The organism is Vibrio sp. 2130-1, from assembly GCF_033339515.1.
This window is the reverse complement of the sequence record NZ_JAWOUT010000744.1, coordinates 1-514: the sequence shown is the minus strand read 5'-3', so window position 1 is coordinate 514 and position 514 is coordinate 1. Positions and strand designations below refer to the sequence as shown.

General features: G+C 45.5%; 1 pseudogene. It reads left to right on the top strand.

Annotated elements, in window-relative coordinates:
* Window positions 1-514 (top strand): annotated as a pseudogene (locus R7Q09_RS28465) (NADH:flavin oxidoreductase); the annotation flags it as partial.

The following is a 514-nucleotide window of genomic DNA, read 5'->3' as shown; positions in this document are numbered from 1 at the left end:
GATGACGAAGGATGAAATCGACTACATCGTAAAAGCATTTGCATTAGCGAGTAAACGAGCTCAAGAAGCCGGTTTTGACGGTGTCGAGATTCATGCCGCGCACACTTACCTAATCAACCAGTTTTTAAGCCCGTACTACAACCGACGCGAAGACGAATACGGAGGCAGCTTAGAAAATCGTATGCGTTTGCTTTTGGAAATTTATTCTGAAACCAGAATGTTGGTGGGGGATGCGTTTCCAATTCTTGTGAAGCTAACCGCGACTGAATTCTTTGACGGCGGTTTAACATTCGATGAAACACGCATCGTGTGTAAGAAACTCGAAGAAGTGGGCGTTGATGCGATCATCGTCTCCGGCAACATTCACGGCAAAGCAAACGAACTTGTTGGTGAAAGATTCGATGGTTACACACTGCAAGAAGAAGGCTATTTTCACGAATACGGGCAAGTGATCAGTCAAGATATTCATATCCCCGTGATTACGGTTGGCGGGTTACGCGATATTGATGCGATC